Raw genomic sequence first — 17,036 nt, forward strand, 5'->3', positions numbered from 1 at the left:
CACCGGCTTTGACGGCCGCGGCAATGCCTACACCACGCTGTTCCTCGACAGCCAGATCGTCAAATGGAATGTCGAAGCCGCCATCAAGTCTTTCCAGGGCGACAAGACTGCCAAGCCGGTGGTGGACCGTCTGGACGTGCAGTATCAGCCAGGGCACGGTTTCACCTCAATGGGTGAAACCAAGGATGCCGACGGCAAATACTTCCTGTCGGACAATAAGTTCTCCAAGGACCGCTTCCTGCCCGTCGGCCCGCTGCACCCCGAGACGGCGCAGCTGATCGACATCAGCGGCGACAAGATGAAGCTGGTGGCCGACCACTCGGTGTATTCCGAGCCGCACGACTCCATCATCATCCCGCGCAACCTCATTCGCACGCGCCAGGTGTACGACATCAACGAGTTCCCGAACGCCGTCAAGGACGCCAAGGACTGCCGCGTGGAGCGCAAGGGCAAGACGGTCACTGTGTACCTGACTTCCCAGGCCCCTACCTTCGGCCTGCGCGAGTGGACGGTCAAGCGCGGCGATGAGGTGACCATCATCCTCACCAACCTCGACAAGGTGGAAGATCTGACCCACGGTTTCGCGATTCCAAAGTACGACATCAACTTCATCGTCAACCCGCAGGAGACCAAGTCGGTCACCTTCATTGCAGACAAGCCGGGCGTGTACTGGTGCTACTGCACCAACTTCTGCCATGCGCTGCACCTTGAAATGCGCTCGCGCATGCTGGTCGAGGCTTAAAAAATCTCGCTTGGGGCAGCGTGGCCACCGGGCTGCGCTGCCCCTTTTCTTGTTTGGATATCCGATGCTCTTGCCGAAATTCCGCCTTCTGTCGATTCTTTGGATCGCGCTTCTCGTTGCGCTCACTCCACTCTCTCCAGACGTACAGGCGGCAGGCACGGGCTCCTACGAGGCTGAACTTCCGGCCGGACTGGCGACCGCCAAGGACATGTGCGCGCTGTTGCCATGCAAGGATGTGTTCCCGGGCGCCAACCATTTTTCAGAACGCAAGGGCCAGCCGCCCTACGTTGAGGCCTACGACAAGGCCGGTGAATGCCGCCAATTGCTTGGCTATGTGATGCTCTCGACCGACATCACCGACACCCCCGCCTACTCAGGCAAGCCCGTGGTCACGCTGATCGGCATGGACAAGACCGGCCACTTCGTCGGCGTCAAGGTGCTCAAACATTCCGAGCCCATCCTGCTGCTGGGCATCCCCGAGTCCGCGCTGCTGAAATTCAACGACCAGTACCTCGGGAAGTCGATCGCTGACAAGATTGAAATTGGCCAATCACGCCCCGACGAGGACGTGGTGGGACTAGACGCCATCTCCGGCGCCACCGTCACGGTGATTGCGCAAAACCAGGTCATGATGGCCTCGGGTTCGGCTGTGGCGAAGCAGGTCGGCATTCTGGCGCCAACCGTGCGTCAGCCGGCGCGCTACAAAGTGACTGGCGATGCGCTCACCTGGGACGAACTGGTGAAGCGGGGCGCCGTGCAGCACCTGCGCGTCATGCCTGAACAGCTGGGCCAGGAACGCAGCACCTACCCCTTCATCGAACTGTGGTTTGGCGACCTCAGCCACCCCGACATTGGCAAAAGTGTGCTCGGCGCCACCAGCTGGGGCAACCTCAAGCTGCAGCTCAAAGAGAACGAACACGCCATCTTCATCATCCGCACCGCCGGACGCGAGTCGTTCAAGGGCTCGGGCTTTGTGCGCGGTGGCCTGTACGACCGTGTGCAGGTCAGGCAGGGCACTGATTCGTTCACCTTCCGCGACCTCGATTATTTGAACCTTTATGGCGTGCAAGCCACAGGCTCGCCCAGCTTCAACGAATCGGCCATCTTCATCATCCGTTCCCCGGCGTTTTCAGATGCCTACCCCTGGAAACTGAGCCTGCTGGGTAACCGCGTCGATCGCGCCACCGGCGCCCGGAGTTTCACCAGCTTTGACACACCCTACTGGCTGCCTGCGTCCATGCTCGACGGTGGCCGACCCAAGGTGGTTGAGCCCGATGCGCCTTGGGTCCGCATCTGGAAATCACGTGCGGTTGAAATTAGCCTGTTCATCGTGCTGCTGGTGACGGTGGGCGTGGTCTATGCGTACCGCGAGCGGCTCACGCGCCTTTCAACTCACAAAAACAAGTGGCCAGTCAACGCCTTCAAGTACACCGCCTGGGGCCTCTCCATCGTGTTCGTGGGTTTCGGCGTCATGGCGCAGCCGTCCATCACCCAGGTGCTGACCTGGTTCCATGCGCTTTTGTTCCAGTGGACCTGGTCGCTGTTTCTGTCTGATCCGTTCATTTTCCTGTTCTGGATTTTCATCATCGTCACTGTGTTCCTGTTCGGACGCGGCCTGTTCTGCGGCTGGATGTGTCCGTTTGGTTCGCTGTCGGAGGCCATTTTCAAGGTGGCGAGCGTGGTGGGATTCAAGCGTTTCCAGGGGCAGGTGCCCCAGCGCTGGCACGACCGGATGAAATGGCTCAAGTACATCATCTTCTTTGGCCTCATCGCGGTGTCGATGTTCTCCATGGGCCTGGCTGAAAAGCTCTCCGAGGTCGAGCCCTTCAAGACCACCTTCCTGGTCGGCATCTTGAACCGCCCGTGGCCTTACGGCCTGTTTGTGGCTGCCATCCTGGGCCTGTCGATCTTCATCGAGCGACCTTACTGCAAGTACATTTGCCCTCTGGGCGCGTCGCTGGCCATGCCCAGCACCTTCCGCTGGTTTGGCCTCAAACGCAAGCAGGACTGCAATAGCTGCAAGGCCTGCGCCGTGGGCTGCGGCGCACAGGCAATCGACGCCGACGGCCGCATTGACCACCGCGAATGCCTGCACTGCCTGGACTGCATGATTTTGTACACCGACACCAAGGGCTGTCCGCCGCTGGCCAAAGAGCGCAAGCGCCGCGAAAAGGATGGCCTGGAAATGACGCCAATCGGCAAGAACGGCTATTTCATCCCAATCTACCCCGCCACCAGCTTCACCGAGCAGATCAGCGCAAAGGCTGTGAACGGTCCTGACCCGCGCATGCCCACGCCGCCCGTGCTGCCCGCGCACAAGAATGGCGCACATGGCCTGCAGTGGTTGTGGCTGGAAGTGCGCGATCACCTGTGGCCCTGGAGTGCCGATGGCTGGCGCTCGCAGCGTGCACTGCAAATGGCGGGCATCTCGCTGGCCATCGCGGCCACGGTGGCCTGGGTGATGAATGCCATGGGCACCTTGTCTTCTGGCGCCATCATTGGCTGGTGGTTTGGCTGGAGCGTCTATGAGGTGCTGATCCGCCTGTCGGGCAAGCGATACGTCAAGGACGGCCTGTGGTGGCGCGACCACTACCGCCAGGCCGGCGTGGTGGACATGGTGAGTTATGTTGGCTTCAAGAACCTGATGATTGGCGCCGCGTTGTTCCTGGTGTTCAAGTCGATGGGTTGGCTGGTGCCATGAGGCGCTTTGTGTGCGCTGCGGTCTGCGCCGCAGCGCTGGACCTGACGGGCCTGCCTGCGCTGCATGCCGCCACAGTAGTGGTGCAGCCGGGGCAGGACCTGCAGACCGCCATTGCCAGCGCTGCGCCCGGCGACGTGATCGAGGTGCAGCGTGGCCACTACCGTGCCAACCTGCTGATTGACAAGCCGCTGACGTTGCGCGGCCTGAACCGACCCACCATCGATGGCGGTTTGACGGGTGACACCATCCGCGTGACAGCGCCAGACGTCACGATTGAAGGTTTGATCGTGCGTGATTCTGGCAGCAGCCTGCAAAACCAGAACGCCGGCATCTACCTCTATCCCGGTGCGCACCGTGCCGTGGTGCAGCACTGCGACCTGACGTACAACCTGTTCGGCCTGTGGATCGAGAAGGTGAAGGATGTGCGCATTGAACGCAACACCATCACCGGCAAGCGCGATTTCAACTCGGCGCAGCGGGGCAATGGCATCCAGCTCTACAACACGCAGGGCGCGAAAATCATCGACAACAACATCAGCTTCGTGCGCGACGCGCTCTATGTGGACGTGTCGCACCACGCGGTGTTCCGGGGCAACAAGTTGCACCACAGCCGCTATGGCTCGCACTACATGACCTCCTACTACAACCTGTGGGAAGACAACGACAGCTACTACAACCGGGGCGGCTTGGCACTGATGGAGGTACGCGAGCAGACCGTGCGCAACAATCGCGCCTGGGGCAACTCCGACCACGGCATCATGCTGCGCTCGGTCCAGGACTCGGTGGTCGAGGGCAATGTGGTGGCGGGCAACAACCGAGGTTTTTTCATCTACGACGTCGAGTATGTTGAGCTGAAAAATAACCTGGTGGTGGACAACGTCGTGGGTGTGCACCTGTCAGCCGGCTCGACGCGCAATGTGGTCGAGGGCAACGACTTCATCGCCAACCGCGAGCAGGTGCGCTATGTTGGCGCGCGCGATGAGGTGTGGGGCGCCAAAAGCGGCAACCACTGGAACAATTACCTGGGTTGGGATCGCGATGGCAATGGCCTCGGCGATGTGCGCTACGAGGCCAATGACATGGTGGACCGGCTGAACTGGCGCTACCCCAGCATGAAACTGCTGCTGGCCAGCCCCGCAGTACAAGCCCTGCGCCTGGTCGGCCAACAGTTCCCGATACTGCGCGTGCCCAGCGTGGTCGATCCCAAACCGCGTATGCAACCGAACAACAAGCAATGGAGTGAGTGGCGTGACAAACATTACCCTGGCCAGTAACCCGCCGGATTTGGGCGGCCCCGCGATTCAAGCTCGCGGCGTTGCCAAGTACTACGGTGCCCTGCACGCGGTGGACGGTGTGGACCTGACCGTGCAACGTGGTGAAATATTTGGCCTTATCGGTCACAACGGCGCCGGCAAGAGCACACTCTTCAAGATGATGCTGGGGCTGATCGAGCCCAGCGCGGGCGAGATCCTGATTGGTGGCGCATCGGTACGCGGGCGCGACTTTCGGGCTGCACGCCGCCACATTGGCTACCTGCCCGAGAACGTGGTGCTGTATGACAACTTGAGTGGCCTTGAGACGATGCGTTTCTTTGCCAAACTCAAGGGCGCGCCGAGTGCGCAATGTGCGCCTACCTTGGCGCGGGTCGGCTTGGCGCATGCCGCGTCGCGCCCGTTGCGAGAGTATTCCAAGGGCATGCGCCAGCGTCTGGGGTTTGCCCAGGCACTGCTGGGCAAACCCAGCGTGCTGTTTCTGGATGAGCCTTCCAACGGCCTGGACCCGCAAGCCATACGCGACTTCTACGCGACATTGCGCGGCCTGCGCGATGACGGGGTCACCATCCTGATCACCTCGCACATCCTGGCCGAGTTGCAGGAACGGGTGGATCGACTCGCCATCATGTCGGCCGGCAAAATTCAGGCGTTGGGCAGCGTGCAGGAATTGCGCAACCAGATGCACCTGCCGCTTTGCCTGGCATTGCGTTTGGCGCCCGTCGATGTGCTGGCGGCGCAGCAGCTGGTCGCCCATCTTCCGGCAGTGAGCAGTACACCGAGCGCAGATGGGCTGCGGATAAGCTGCCCGCGCGAGGCCAAGATGGCCGTGCTGGGCGCGCTCATGGGCCTGGGTGCCAAACTGCTGGATCTGAAAATCCAGGAGCCTTCGTTGGAAGATGTTTTTTTTGGTTTTTCGGATTGAGGTAACACGATGGAACTGACCCAAATCCTGACACTGGCCGCGAAAGAATTCCGCGACCGCATACGCAATCGCTGGGTTCTGGCCGTGGCCCTGGTGTTCACTGTGTTCTCGCTGGTGATTGCCTACTTTGGCGGCGCCCAACAAGGCCAATTGGGCTTGCGCTCGATCGAGTTCACCATCGCCAGCCTGGTCAGTCTGGTGATCTACCTGATTCCGTTGATCGCCTTGTTACTGGGCTTTGATGCAGTCGTCGGTGAACGCGAACGCGGGTCGCTGGACCTGTTGTTGTCTTTGCCCATCACGCGGCTTGAGTTGTTGCTTGGCAAGTACCTGGGGCTGGCGGCGGCGCTTACGCTCTCTACGTTGGCGGGCTTTGGCTTGGTGGCAATCTTGCTGTTTCAGCAGTTCAGTTGGCCGGGTTTGTACCACTACCTGGGGTTCATGATCAGCTCGGTGCTGCTGGGTCTGGTTTTCCTGAGTCTTGCGGTGCTGATGTCGGTGATTGCACGTGAGCGCACGCGCGCCTCGGGGCTGGCGATTGCACTGTGGTTCTTCTTTGTGTTGGTGTTTGACCTGCTGCTGCTGGCGGGGCTGGTGGGCACGGGCGGCGCCTACGGTGGCGACGCATTCGCATACATGTTGCTGCTCAACCCGGCAGATGTGTTTCGCATTCTCAATGTGTTTACGCTGGAAGATGTTCGCACCTTGTATGGCCTGGCCACCATCGTGCCGCCTGCCCTGGCCAAGCCCTGGTTGATGGGCTCGGTCATGTTGGCCTGGATTGTTGTGCCGCTTGCACTGGCACGTTGGAGATTTAAATCATGAACTTCACCTGTTCCTGCCGTCGCCACACCCCCGTCGACGCAACCTGCGGCGCGCGCCGCCAACTGCTCGGTCTTGCGGCCCTGGCTGCATTGGGATCCCTGGGCAGCCTCGCGGGTTGCGGCGACCGCGCTGACGACGCCCGGCCGCTGGCCCCCGTGGAGATTGACGCCTCGACCTCCTGCGAACTCGACGGCATGCTGCTGGGCGACTACCCCGGCCCCAAGGGGCAAATACACTATGCCGGTGCGCCCGCGCCGGTGTTCTTTTGCGACACGGTGGAACTATTCAACACCATGCTGCAGCCCGAACAGGTGCGCAAGGTGCTGGCGGTGTATGTGCAAGACATGGGCAAGGCCGACTGGGACCAGCCGCGCGGCAATTGGATGGACGCCAAGAGCGGTTTCTATGTATTGGGTAGCAAACGCCATGGCTCGATGGGGCCGACGATTGCCAGCTTCGCGCAGGAGTCTGATGCCAAAGAATTTGCCGGGAAATGGGGCGGCAAACTGTTGCGCTATGCCGAGGTCAAGCCCGATGTGGTGGACCTGAGCGGCGGTGCGCTGCACGACACCCGGATGTGAGCGCCAGGGCATGACGCGCAAGGGGCTGCTCTTTCGATTTCGATCCGCATGGTCCGGCGCATCGACAGGTCGGCAAGGAACCCACACGCGCCTGATCGTCGTGCTTTTGAGCGTGGCGACACTGCTGCTGGCTGCCCCGCTGCTGATTCGCGCAAATAGCAGCACCATCGCCACCCTGCCCGTCGACATTTGTGTCATGGCGGCGCCACAGGCCTACGACCCGGCCTCCGGCTTGCCGCTACTGGCAGCGCGCACCATTCCAAAAGACGCGCGCTGCCCGGTCTGCGGCATGTACCCGGCACGCACGCCGCAATGGGCGGCACAGCTGATCTTCAGCAATGGCGATGCCCACTTTTTTGACTCGCCGCTGAGCCTCTACCTTTACCTGAACGCAGTGACGCGCTATAGCCCGGGGCGCAATGCCAGCGAGGTGGCGACCACCTATGTTACGGACACCGAGTCCGGTCATTGGACGCCTGCCAGGCAAGCCTTTTACGTGCAGGGCTCGACTGCGTTGGGGCCGATGCGCAATGGCAACCTGCCTGCATTTGCCAGTGAAACGGCGGCCCAGCGCTTCACCCAGCAGCGTGGCGGGAAAGTGCTGACCGCCGGGAAAATCAGTCCGGCCCTGCTAGACGCCTTGAACACGCGGTCGACTCACACACAGCATGCGCTAATCAGGAAGCATTTGGGACTGACCGGCACTGGTTGATAGACCGCAGCGTCATGGACGACGCTGCGCTGACACATCCAAGCGTCTCCCAGCACCCTCAGGCAAACCCGTGCGTGACCCGGCTGGCCTGCTCCTGCGGCTTGAACTGGTTAAAGCGCGGCAAAAACTTGTCCCAGTCGATGATGTGGCTGTCGAGCTCGGGGCCGTCAACGCAGGCGTGCTTGCGCACCATTTTGCCGTCAATCGTCACGGGCACCATGCAGGCGCCGCACATGCCGGTGGCGTCGACCATGATCGAGTTCAGGCTGGCGACGGTCTTCACCCCATAGGGTTTGGTCATATCACTGACGGCACGCATCATCAGCGGCGGGCCAATGGTGACGACTTCGGCAATGTTACGGCCCTTGCTGGTCTGCCCATCCCTGAGCATGGCTTCGAGCGGCGTGGTGACAAAACCCTTCGCGCCAAAGCTGCCGTCGTTGCTGGTGTAGATCACGTCGAGCAAATCGGGGAATTCGGCTTGCAGTTGGCTCACGCGCTCGCCCGCCTTGACCCAGAACAGCAAGTCGGCATTGCGAAAGCCCGCAATCAGCGTGACGTGGTTGCCCAGGCGCAGATGCGCCCGCATGATCGGGTAAACCGGCGGCAAGCCCAGGCCACCGGCAGTGAACACCACCGTCTGCTGGCCTTCATAGCGGTGCAAGGCGCTGGGCAGGCCCAGCGGGCCGGCGATACCGGTAAAGGCATCGCCCACCTTCATATGGTTGATAGCGATACTGCTGGCGCCCATGGCTTGCACCACCAGGCAAATGGTACCGGCTGTCGCGTCCCAGTCCGCCAGCGTGAGCGGAATGAGCTCGCCCTTGTCCCACGGCAACACGCGCACGAATTGGCCGGCCTGCGCCGATTTGGCCACCAGCGGCGAATGCACGATGAACTCGACAATCCCGTCGGCCAGATCAATCTTCTGCAAAATCGTCTGCGGCGCCGCACCCATTTTGGTGTAGTGCGCAGCGCTCCTGACCATGGCACTGATCTCGTCCGCACTCAGGTTGATGTCACCGACGATTTCACGCGCGGCGGCCTGACCGTCACCGGCGGCGCGAATCGCCGTGGAGCCGCCACGCGCTGCATCACCACCCGAATACACCCCCGGCAGCGACGTCTGTTGCGAGCCAGCAGCCACATCAATGGTGCCCCACTTGGTCGTCTTGAGGCTGGGCTCGGAGTCTTTGATGATCGGGTTGGGTGTGTTGCCCAGCGCCATGATGACCAGGTCCACCGCCATCGACTCGGACTCGCCGGTGCTCACCGGACTGCGCCGGCCCGAGGAATCGGGCGCGCCCAGCGCGATCACATCCAGCAGGCTGTGGGTCACAAAATGCGTCTTGTCGTCGCCGACAAACTCACGCGGCGCACGCAGCTCTTTGAGCTCAATGCCTTCTTCGAACGCATGGTGCAATTCCTCGACCCGCACCGGCATTTCGGCCTGCGTGCGGCGGTAGACGATGGTGACCAGGCCGCCCAAGCGTCGTGCCGTGCGCGCGGCATCCATCGCCGTGTTGCCGCCGCCGATGACCATGATGCGTTTGCCGCGCGTCTCCGGCAAGGGTGTCTCGTAGTCCTGGTGCAGGCCCTGCATCAGGTTCACGCGCGTCAGGAACTCGTTGGCCGACATGACGTTGAGCAGGTGCTCGCCGGGCACGTTCATAAAACGCGGCAGACCGGCGCCGGTGCCGATGAATATTTTCCAAAAACCAGCTTGTTTCAGGTCTTCGAGCGTCGCCGTTTTGCCCACCACAAAGTTGGCGACGAACTTGCCGCCGAGCAGCTTGATTTTGCCAACCACATCGTCGATCAGGTCGTTGGGTAGCCGGAACTCAGGGATGCCGTAGCGCAACACGCCGCCCAGGGCATGAAAGGCCTCGAACACCGTCACCGGGAAACCCTCGGAGGCGAGTAAGTACGCATTGATCAACCCGGCCGGGCCGGAGCCCACCACCGCCACCGGCGGCTTGTCGGCTTTGGCCCAGGGGTCGGGCATGTTGGCAAAGCGCGCCGCAATGCCCTCGGCATTGACCAGCTTTTCGCGCTGCGGCAAGTACCACTCAATCTGACCGATCTCGATCGGCTGCTTCTGGTGCGTGCAAACGCCCTGGCACTGCAATTCCTGAGGGCAGACGCGCCCGGTTACATTGGGCAAGGGGTTGCAGTTTTCGATCAGTTCCATCGCTTCGCGAAAGCGCCCGGTCCCCAGCAATTCCAGCATTTCCGGGATATGAATCTTGACTGGGCAGCCGCCCTTGGGCTCGGCTTGGCCTGCCACATGCAGACCCAGCTCGCACGGTTTGTCTTCACATTGTTTGTCGCGCAGCGCTTCCAGCCAGACAAACATCTCGACCTCGCGTGCGCTGTAGCCCTGGCTCATGTAGCCCAGGTAACCCTGGTTGACCAGGCCGAAGTCTTGCGAGCGCTCCACAGCGTCACGCATAAAGGGTGGAATGTAATTTTCCGCCGGCCAGTTTTCCGACAGGCCCTTGAACATCGGGTAGCGCTCTGACAAATGTGTGTCGATGGCACGCACAAATTTGCGCTTGAGCTTGAGCGGCACGTTCCAGACAAAGCGCATCAGCACTTTGCTGGTGTCGTCGTCACGCAGCATCAAGGCCCACAGCGTGCGGGTGAAATCGGGGCCCAGCTCGTCTTGCTGAAACTCCCAGACCATGGCCTCGCTGCCGTCAGCGATGAAGATGTCCCGAAACGCCTGCGGTTCACTGAGCAGGCGACGCCGCAACAGCGCCAACTGTCGATGGAAGGTCTCGACCGCTTCGGTTTGCTCCAGCGCGTCGATTTGCGAGCGCGTGGCATCGAGCGTGCGGCTCGCGCTGACGTAGCGGCCCAACTCGTCGCCGCTGGCTGGGTTCAGGCTGTCGGTACTCACAGAATAATCTCCGCGTCGCAATTGGCAGCCACCCGCTTGATGCGGCTCTTCAACTCGGGCGTGACCTTGATGCGCTCCATGGCGCCAGCAATCAGCTGGCCCACATCACGCGACTCGCCATCAACGACGATGCGGATTTTCTCGAACAGCTCCGGCAAATCCTGGTAGCAAGTCTTGCAGTCGGTGCATTTGACCTGGTCAGCGATGTCGTAAGTGACGAGCGCTTCAGCCGCAGCACCAACGGCGGGGCTGGCCGCGGCGCTGCCAGCGCTTGCAGGCAGCGCCATGATGGGGATCACGCGGGCGCTGCCAACCGGCGCCTTGCTGGCGGCGGCCAGCTCGGACATGGCACGCGCAAACGAGTCAAGCGAGCTGTCGCGCTGCGTCACCGAATCAAGGTACTGCGCTTGCAAGGCGGCCATGCCTGTGCGATGGCTCTCGTCCATCTTGGCCACATGCTGGCCGTCCAGGAATTGCAGCAAATGCCAGTATTTGCGCCGCTCTTCAACCAGCGCGACGATGGCCTCGGCCACGGCGATCTTGATCAGGCGCTGCTTGGCATCGGTGGACCAGATGAACGCGGTCTTGCCCGCTCGCTCGGCCTTGGGCAACTCAACATAGGCTTCGACCGGCACTGCATTGGCATCGTCGGCGCCGAGCTTGTGAAACTGCTTCTTGAAGCGCACTTCACCCAAGGCAAAGTGTGCCGGTGTCAGCGCCATGCTCATTAGTTTGAGCTGGCCTTCGTCATCCTGGTATTCCAGCGTCGTTGTGGCCCAGGTCTGCAGCGGATCGGGGTTGCCTTCGAGCGAGAACCAGTCGTGCAGCGTGCTGCCACGGCGCGGGTCATGCACGAACACCGGGCTCATGCGGCTCTCGACCGCCAAGCGCGAGCGCTCGGACGATGCGCCATCGCCAATGCCCTGCTCGCCCTGGCACGGGGTGTACACATCCAGCACGGCGGGCCCGTCGGTGTAAGACAGGCACTCCATCGTGTTCTTCAGAAAGTGGCCTTGCAGCGCGGTGCTGGTGGCGCACACAAACACATTGGAGTGGAATGCTGCTATCAGGCCGAGTTCCTTGCGCGACTCGTGCTTGCCCGTCGCGGTGCTGCCAAAGCGCGCCAGGTCAGAGTCCTGCCCCACAAAGCTCGACGTGGAGGCTTGGCCGCCGGTGTTGGAATAAGAGCCGGTATTGAGCACCAGGACTTTAAGCGGCGTGCCACTCATCAGAATGCGCGACAGCGCGCCAAAACCGATGTCGTAGGTGGCGCCGTCGCCACCGATGGTGATCACAGTCGGCATCAGGCCCAGCTCCGCCGCACTGAACTGCTCCCACGACAACATGCGCAAGGCGAGGTCGTGGGTTGACGCGTCGTAAGCATCGGCGAGTTCCAGCCGCGCCAGGCGCAGCGCCCGCACGTCGCCGACGGTCTGCGCTGCAATGCCCTCAAAGATACCTTTGGCCAGCGGCTGCGCGTCCTGGAACAGGCTGTTGACCCAAGGGTCCTTGAAAGCGTTGAACGGAAAGGTGGAGGCGTAGACACTGCTGCAGCCGGTCGAATTGGCCACCACCGTGCCGGCCGGGCCGTTGCCGGTCGGGCCGCTCTCGTACAGATAGAGCCTCTTTTCCAGCGTGCTGATGAGCGCCCCAAGGCGTTGCTGGCGCTCTGCGTCATCAGCAAGTGTCGCCTGCTTGTCCTTCATGCCGTCAATCAGGCTCTCCAACTCATGGATATGCTCGCGCTGTCGTTTGTCGGCAATAGCGTGGCTGGTCGCCATGACCAGACGGGTGGCGGTGACTTCGCCACAGCCACGGCAGGCGCCGTGGCCGCCGGTGGTGCTGTAGTAGTTGGCGCGATCAAGGAGCAGGCGCTTGATCTCGCCGCCGGGCTTGATCGCATCGGCCACAAAGCGCGCCGGCGTGTTGGGCGTCTTGCTCAGAAAATCAAAGCGCTGTTGCAGGGTTTGCAGCAGGGCCGCATCCTGTTCGCGGGTGACCAAGGCACCCGGGCCGCAAACCTCCACACATTCCAGACAACCGGTGCATTTCCACGGATCCACGCTGACGCCGTAGAGCGCGCCGCTGCCCGGCTTGGCCTTCTCCATGGCATCGAAAAACGGCCGCGTGCGCGCCACCGGATAGAGCGCCAAGGCGTCGATCAGCTTGGTGAAATTACGAAGCACGGTGACGTTGTCGGTTTCAAGACTGGTCGCCGCTTCGGCCACCAGCTCATGGAACGGCCGCGCTTGTTTGCTCTGGCGGTAAGCCTCACGCACGCCTTCAGTCAGCGCATAGACATGGCCGCGCATGACCTCATGCTGGGCCGGTGGGAGCTCGAGTTGGCCAATGCCCGTGAGCAGCAACTCATGAATGTCATGCACGCTGTTAGGAATGGCACCGTCCGGGCAGACCAGCGCGCACTCCATGCAGCCGGTGCACAAATCGGCCTTGAACTCGGGCACGCTGCGGCGAAACAGCCCTTTGTCCTTGGCGCCTGCGCTGCCCGCGGGCATGAACAGCCCGGTGCCGGGCAGCACCGGGGCTTCGCCAATGGCGCCTTCGCGGAACGGGTTGAGCACCATGTCGTCGTAGTATTCACGGTCAAACATGCCTGCGCAGCTTGAGCTGCCTGCGCTCTGGCACATCGACGCCGACAGCGACGCATCGTGAATCGCAATTGGCGCGGGCCTGGCGTCGATACGCGCAAACGCATCGAGCGCGTAATCCACTTTTTGCGTGGCCTCAATGCCCTCGCGGATGACCGCCATGTTGCCCTCCGTCACCGCGCCGCCCTTGCCGCCAAATTTCTTGGCGATTTGCTGGCGGACTTTCTCCAGGATCACCTCCGGCGCGGCGCCGTTTGAGACCTGACTGACGTGACCGGCGACAGCGCCGATAAAGGCGATGCCCATCATGCGGGTCGCCAGCTCCGGCGTTGGCGCATGCTTTTTGGCCACGGCAAAGGCATCCACGATGAAGAAGTTGATGCTGCGCGCGCGAATGGTCTTGCGCGCCTGGGCCGGCAGCTCTTGCCAGACCTCTTCGGCTGTCGCGTTCGACTGCAAGATAAAGGTGCCACCGGCGACCAGCCCCAGCAGCGGATTGGTGTGACTGAACACCTTGTGATCCGGGGCGATGACAACTTCCACATCCTCCAGTTCGGCGTTGGTGATCTTGACCGGCTCCGGGCTCAGGGTGATGTAGTAGTTGGTCGGTGCCCCGCTCTTCTCGGAGCCATACTTGGGCGCCGACTTGGAATGCATCTCCAGCACGCCGGCCAGGATATCGGTCAGCAGTTTGCCCGAGGCAATGGTGCCGTAGCCGCCGACCGAGTGAAAACGCACCCGAAAACCGGCATCGGGCAGCAGCTTCGGGTTGGCTTGCGTTTCAAGCGCCATCATCTCGGTTTCCGGGTACGCGAGCTTCAGGCGCGCCTGCAGTTCAGCCACACGCGGCGACGCGGTCGCCGAGAAGAACTGGGAGCCCAGGTAGATCAAGGGCGCCACCTTGCCGTCTTGCATGTTCTTGAAGGCCGCAATCAAATGGCGTGGCTGCAAATCATGGCCGCCCAGACCAAAGATCGCCGTGGTCAGTACGGGGCTGGCGCTGAGTGCCGGGATGCCGGGGTGACGCAACTGCGCGGCATTTTCGCGCGCCTTGAACAAGGCCTGCGTCACCAGGCCGGTGAGCGCGGTCTGATCCGAACGCTCCAATACGGTGACCGCCTTTTTGCCTTGCAGCGCAGCGACCAGCTCGCCTTCCGGGAAGGGCTGCAGCATTTTGATGGCGATCAGGCCCACCTTCTGGCCCAAGCCGCGCAGGTGGCTGACCACCGCCTCGACGTCGTCCGTGACCGAGCCCAGGCCCACCATCACGGTGTCGGCATCGTCACACATAAAGGTCTGCACCGGCGCGTACTGGCGCCCGGTCAATGCGCTGTATTCGTCCATCGCCTGGCGCACGATGCCAGGCACCGCGTTGACAAAGTGGGTGCGGTGATCGACCGCACCGGCCTGAAAGTCTGCCTGGTTTTGCACGGCGCCGGTGAGCCCCGGGTTATTCACATCCACCAGCGCGGGCACCAACTGGCGCGTGCCTTTCTCAAAAGCGTTGACCCACTGGCGCTGCCATTGCCCGTGCAATTCTTCGGGCAGCCAGCTCAGCGTCCGGGCGACGAGTTGACACGCGTTGTCTTGTTCTACCTCGGCGGCGTTGGCACCCAGAAAACTGTTCAACTCTGACAGACTGGCCGGCGTCAAGTCCGCCTGACGGCGCGTCAGGTACTGCTGCAACTGGACCACCCGGCCTCTGGCACCGTAGAGCATTTCCTGCGCCAGCGTCGGCGCCTTGATGCGCCCGGCCGGGTCGCCCAGGTACTCGGCCAGCAGCTCGGGCTCGGGCATCAGCGCTTCACACAGCATGTGGCTGGTGGCAAAACCGTCCATGGCGTTGGCCACTGGAATCAGCGACAGCGAGGCCACGCGGTAAGAAATGGCCGCCAGGTCAGCCGCTTCCTGCGGGTTGGCACCAAACAAAATGGTGTAACCCGAGGACATCAACGCATAAACGTCGTCATGACCGGCCATGACGTTGAGCGAATGTTTGGACACCACGCGCGCGGCGACCTGCAGCACAAAGCCACCGACCTTTTTGCCGACGGTGACGTAATGCGATTCCAGCGCGTACAAAATGCCCTGGCTCGACGAGGCGTTGGAAATGAACTGTCCACCCGTCAAGGCGGCCCCCAGCGCACCGCTTTGGGCCGAATGCTCGCCCTCCGGGCCGAAGAAAAACGGGTGTTTGCCCCAGACATTGATGCCGCCCTCCGCCCGGAATGCCTCGTAAATCTCGGCGATTTCGGTCGACGGGGTGATGGGGTAGCCGATGACACCGCCGCAGACATGGTTCATGACGTAGGCGACCGCGCCGTTGCCGTGGATAACGTTGGGGATGCCGGGGTATTTAGCCTTGTTGGTATTCATCTTGCTGTGTGTCTCATCTTGTGTCAGTTGATTTCAACGCCCAGGATGGATGATTCGCGCTTTGACAACACGCAAAACACACAGGCAGGCTCTACAAACTCAATCGGCGCGGCGCCAAGCCCGGTGCATCAGGAGCTCCAGACTGAAAACCGCTCACGGTGCGACCGGATATTTTCCGGCCCACCTACAGGCAAATGGCTTGGCACTCGTCCAAAATCAGCAGACGAGTAATTGCGCCGCTCACCTGTCCGTGAGGCCTCAGTATATGAAATTCACTTCCAAAGAACAGGTAAATCAAATTAGTTTTACGCACAGATCAAAGTTCTGATAAGTAAATATTTTTTCTGAGCGGCCAAGTGGTAAGAAGTTCCGTCATCAGGAAATCAAGCAATAGCTACCAAGGCTGAAACTGGATTGTTCAGCGGATCTTTACGCGGATGCCGGTCGCCCGCTACGACTGAAAACAAATATCCCCGCCACCACGAGCACCGTGCCCGCCGCCACCCAGGCGGTGAAGGGCTCGCCCAGAATCACGACGCCCATCAAAATGGTGGACATCGGGCCGACCATGCCAGCCTGCGCCGCCAGACTGGCACCGATGCGCTCAATCGCCATCATCACCATCAGCACCGGCGCGGCCGTGCACAGCGTGGCGTTGAGGATGGAGAGCCAGATCACCTCGGGCGCCACCAGCGCGGCGCTCCAGGGCCGCAGCAGCACAAACTGGCCAATGCACAGCAAGCAGGCCACGGTGGTGGCCAGCCCGACCAGGCGCAAGGAGCCCAGCCGCTGGACCAACTCACCGCTGAATGTCATGTAAAGCGCATAGCTGACCGCACTGAGAAAAACCAGCAAAGCGCCCAGCGCCGCATCACGGCCCTGAAACTGGATCTCGTGGCCGAACACCAGCAACACCCCGCAATAACTGATCAGCATGCCCCAGCCCTGCGCACGCTGGATATGGCGCTGGTACAGCACCAGTCCAAGCAGCAGCACCAGCGTCGGGTTCAGGTACAAGATCAGGCGCTCCAGCGAGGCGCTGATATAGGCCAGACCGGCAAAGTCGAGAAAACTGGCCAGGTAATAGCCGGTCACACCCAAGCCCAGAATGCCCCACCAGTCCTGGCCCGTCGGCGCCGGCTTGCCGCGACTGGCCCACCAGGCCATCAACGCAAAAATGGGCAGCGCAAACAGCATGCGGTACATGATCAGCGTGACCGCGTCCACCCCATGGCGGTAAGCCAGCTTGACGATGATCGCCTTGCCGCTGAACGCCATCGCGCCCAGCACCGCCAGCAACAGTCCAAATGCTATTTTCTTAGGAGCTACATACTCAATTGATACGGGGGCTACAGCCATTATTTGTATATATTCGTGAGAACCGGGCTAAGC

General features: G+C 61.6%; 10 protein-coding genes. 7 read left to right on the plus strand and 3 right to left on the minus strand.

Features of this window, described 5'->3' with window-relative positions:
- The 7 genes from GZ093_RS03600 to GZ093_RS03630 form a co-directional block, all read left to right on the plus strand.
- The coding region (locus GZ093_RS03600) for a cupredoxin domain-containing protein (protein WP_296482230.1) at positions 1-742 on the plus strand (742 nt) is incomplete at its 5' end.
- A 64-nt stretch (positions 743-806) separates the two neighbouring features.
- Positions 807-3,443, plus strand: coding sequence for a NosR/NirI family protein (locus GZ093_RS03605; protein ID WP_296482233.1), 2,637 nt, complete (start codon positions 807-809; stop codon positions 3,441-3,443).
- Positions 3,440-4,717 (plus strand): nitrous oxide reductase family maturation protein NosD, encoded by a 1,278-nt coding sequence (locus GZ093_RS03610; RefSeq protein ID WP_296482236.1) that lies wholly within the window; start codon positions 3,440-3,442, stop codon positions 4,715-4,717. The genes GZ093_RS03605 and GZ093_RS03610 overlap by 4 nt, the downstream gene beginning before the upstream one ends.
- Positions 4,692-5,639, plus strand: coding sequence for an ABC transporter ATP-binding protein (locus GZ093_RS03615; protein ID WP_296482239.1), 948 nt, complete (start codon positions 4,692-4,694; stop codon positions 5,637-5,639). Before GZ093_RS03610 ends, GZ093_RS03615 begins: the two co-directional genes overlap by 26 nt.
- Positions 5,640-5,648: 9 nt before the next feature.
- The gene (locus GZ093_RS03620) at positions 5,649-6,464 is read left to right on the plus strand and encodes an ABC transporter permease subunit (protein ID WP_296482243.1); all 816 of its coding nucleotides are present in this window, start codon (positions 5,649-5,651) and stop codon (positions 6,462-6,464) included.
- Positions 6,461-7,045, plus strand: a complete 585-nt coding sequence (locus GZ093_RS03625) for a nitrous oxide reductase accessory protein NosL (RefSeq protein ID WP_296482246.1) — start codon at positions 6,461-6,463, stop codon at positions 7,043-7,045. The genes GZ093_RS03620 and GZ093_RS03625 overlap by 4 nt, the downstream gene beginning before the upstream one ends.
- A gap of 10 nt (positions 7,046-7,055) precedes the next feature.
- Positions 7,056-7,757, plus strand: a complete 702-nt coding sequence (locus GZ093_RS03630) for a nitrous oxide reductase accessory protein NosL (RefSeq protein WP_296482250.1) — start codon at positions 7,056-7,058, stop codon at positions 7,755-7,757.
- A gap of 58 nt (positions 7,758-7,815) precedes the next feature.
- Here GZ093_RS03630 and GZ093_RS03635 read toward each other — a convergent pair whose 3' ends face one another.
- From GZ093_RS03635 to GZ093_RS03645, 3 genes are all read right to left on the minus strand, one after another.
- Entirely contained in the window at positions 7,816-10,659 is a 2,844-nt protein-coding gene (locus tag GZ093_RS03635; protein WP_296482252.1) for a sulfide/dihydroorotate dehydrogenase-like FAD/NAD-binding protein, read from the minus strand.
- The gene (locus GZ093_RS03640; RefSeq protein WP_296482256.1) at positions 10,656-15,644 is read right to left on the minus strand and encodes a 2-oxoacid:acceptor oxidoreductase family protein; all 4,989 of its coding nucleotides are present in this window, start codon (positions 15,642-15,644) and stop codon (positions 10,656-10,658) included. The genes GZ093_RS03635 and GZ093_RS03640 overlap by 4 nt, the downstream gene beginning before the upstream one ends.
- Before the next feature lie 429 nt (positions 15,645-16,073).
- Entirely contained in the window at positions 16,074-17,003 is a 930-nt protein-coding gene (locus GZ093_RS03645; protein ID WP_296482259.1) for a DMT family transporter, read from the minus strand.
- Positions 17,004-17,036 lie beyond the last annotated feature (33 nt).

Source organism: Rhodoferax sp., assembly GCF_010365055.1.
Lineage (GTDB): Bacteria > Pseudomonadota > Gammaproteobacteria > Burkholderiales > Burkholderiaceae_C > Rhodoferax.